Annotated in this window: 1 tRNA gene and 2 rRNA genes (1 of these 3 only partly in view); all 3 read left to right on the top strand. The window is 51.9% G+C overall.

The window, feature by feature from the left end:
• Positions 1-298: 298 nt before the first annotated feature.
• Positions 299-1,784, top strand: a 16S ribosomal RNA gene (locus H6F46_RS19035).
• Positions 1,785-1,916: 132 nt separating this feature from the next.
• Positions 1,917-1,990: transfer RNA gene (locus H6F46_RS19030), tRNA-Ile, on the top strand.
• 217 nt (positions 1,991-2,207) lie between these two features.
• Positions 2,208-2,731, top strand: a 23S ribosomal RNA gene (locus tag H6F46_RS19025) (it continues 2,289 nt past the right edge of the window).
• Together the 16S and 23S rRNA genes with 1 tRNA gene alongside form the textbook arrangement of a ribosomal RNA operon.

Below are 2,731 nucleotides of genomic sequence, written 5' to 3'. Positions count from 1 at the left end.
GCGAAAATTTTTTTTCAAAAAGTGTTGACAAGTTCGAGAAAGGTTGTTAATTTAATAAAGCGCTGAGGGGGAAGCGAAAGCGAAGCGAACCGGAAACGGCGGCTGAAGCGAAGCGACCGAAGCGCGGTGAACCTAGACAAAAGAATAAGTTTGAGAGCCATTAAAGCACAAAAGCCTCGTCAAAGCAACTTAAAAAGTCGCAAGACGAGTTCCGGTGAAAACTGGAGCTAAATGAAACTCTTCTTCTCTAGAAAATTCCAAGACTAAGGTTAAGGAATTTTCAAAGACAGAGAAACCTAACATGGAGAGTTTGATCCTGGCTCAGGATGAACGCTGGCGGTATGCTTAACACATGCAAGTCGAACGAAGTCTTCGGACTTAGTGGCGGACGGGTGAGTAACGCGTGAGAATCTGCCTTCAGGTCGGGGACAACGACTGGAAACGGTCGCTAATACCCGATGTGCCGAGAGGTGAAAGGTTAACTGCCTGAAGATGAGCTCGCGTCCGATTAGCTAGTTGGTGGGGTAAGAGCCTACCAAGGCAGTGATCGGTAGCTGGTTTGAGAGGACAATCAGCCACACTGGGACTGAGACACGGCCCAGACTCCTACGGGAGGCAGCAGTGGGGAATTTTCCGCAATGGGCGAAAGCCTGACGGAGCAATACCGCGTGAGGGACGAAGGCCTGTGGGTTGTAAACCTCTTTTCTCAGGGAAGAAGATCTGACGGTACCTGAGGAATCAGCATCGGCTAACTCCGTGCCAGCAGCCGCGGTAAGACGGAGGATGCAAGCGTTATCCGGAATTATTGGGCGTAAAGCGTCCGCAGGCGGTCTCGTAAGTCTGTCTTTAAAGCGTGGAGCTTAACTCCATAAAGGGGATGGAAACTGCGAGACTAGAGGTAGGTAGGGGTAGAAGGAATTCCCAGTGTAGCGGTGAAATGCGTAGATATTGGGAAGAACACCAGCAGCGAAGGCGTTCTACTGGACCAAACCTGACGCTCATGGACGAAAGCTAGGGGAGCGAAAGGGATTAGATACCCCTGTAGTCCTAGCCGTAAACGATGGACACTAGGTGTTGCACGTATCGACCCGTGCAGTGCCGTAGCCAACGCGTTAAGTGTCCCGCCTGGGGAGTACGCTCGCAAGAGTGAAACTCAAAGGAATTGACGGGGGCCCGCACAAGCGGTGGAGTATGTGGTTTAATTCGATGCAACGCGAAGAACCTTACCAAGGCTTGACATCCTGCGAATCCTGGCGAAAGTCGGGAGTGCCTTCGGGAGCGCAGAGACAGGTGGTGCATGGCTGTCGTCAGCTCGTGTCGTGAGATGTTGGGTTAAGTCCCGCAACGAGCGCAACCCACGTCCTTAGTTGCCAGCATTCAGTTGGGGACTCTAGGGAGACCGCCGGTGACAAACCGGAGGAAGGTGTGGATGACGTCAAGTCATCATGCCCCTTACGTCTTGGGCTACACACGTACTACAATGGTCGGGACAGAGGGCTGCAAGCTCGCGAGAGCAAGCTAATCTCGTAAACCCGGCCTCAGTTCAGATTGCAGGCTGCAACTCGCCTGCATGAAGGAGGAATCGCTAGTAATCGCAGGTCAGCATACTGCGGTGAATACGTTCCCGGGCCTTGTACACACCGCCCGTCACACCATGGGAGTTGGTTTTGCCCGAAGTCATTACCCTAACCGCGAGGAGGGGGATGCCTAAGGCAGGGCTGATGACTGGGGTGAAGTCGTAACAAGGTAGCCGTACCGGAAGGTGTGGCTGGATCACCTCCTTTCAGGGAGACCTTACCCACCTCAACTCGAAAGCACAAAGCAAATAGAGAGAGGATTGGTCAACCTAGGTCGGTCGAGGAATTTGTGTGGCTCTCAAACTTGTCTGGGTTTACTTCTAAGAAGAAGGGAAACGAGGGCTATTAGCTCAGGTGGTTAGAGCGCACCCCTGATAAGGGTGAGGTCCCTGGTTCGAGTCCAGGATGGCCCACCTTCAAAACGCTCAAGAGAGAGATACCTGTTGAGGTAGCTTCGTCTCTAAAAACAGACTTCTGAATCAGGAAGTCGAAAGTTTTGCCTTCAAAGAAGAAAAAACGTGAGTTCAGCAACTTCTAACGATTCAGAAGCCTGCTGAACTAATGTTCAGCCAGAACCTTGAAAACTGCATAGCAACAAAAGCCAAAGCAAGGTAGTCGAGAGTCAACAGCGATCAAGCTACAAAGGGCTCACGGTGGATACCTAGGCACACAGAGGCGAAGAAGGACGCGAATACCGGCGAAACGTCTCGGGGAGCTGGAAATAAGCATTGATCCGAGAGTATCCGAATGGGGCAACCCTTAACACGGTCAACTGAACACATAGGTTGACACGAGCCAACCCGGTGAATTGAAACATCTTAGTAGCCGGAGGAAGAGAAAGCAAACGCGATTCCCCTAGTAGCGGCGAGCGAAGCGGGAACAGCCTAAACCAGAGGTTTTTACTTCTGGGGTTGTGGGACGGCAACGTGGACTTGGCGAACTAAGCGAAGTAGTTGAAAGCTACACCAAAGAGGGTGAAAGTCCCGTAGTTGAAAGTTCAAAGAGCCTAGCCGGATCCCGAGTAGGCCGGAGCACGTGAAATTCCGGTTGAATCAGCGAGGACCACCTCGTAAGGCTAAATACTCCTGTGTGACCGATAGCGAAAAGTACCGCGAGGGAAAGGTGAAAAGAACCCCGGGAGGGGAGTGAAATAG

The organism is Limnothrix sp. FACHB-1083 (genome assembly GCF_014696485.1).
GTDB lineage: Bacteria > Cyanobacteriota > Cyanobacteriia > CACIAM-69d > CACIAM-69d > CACIAM-69d.
This window is presented reverse-complemented; position numbering and strand designations above follow the sequence as displayed.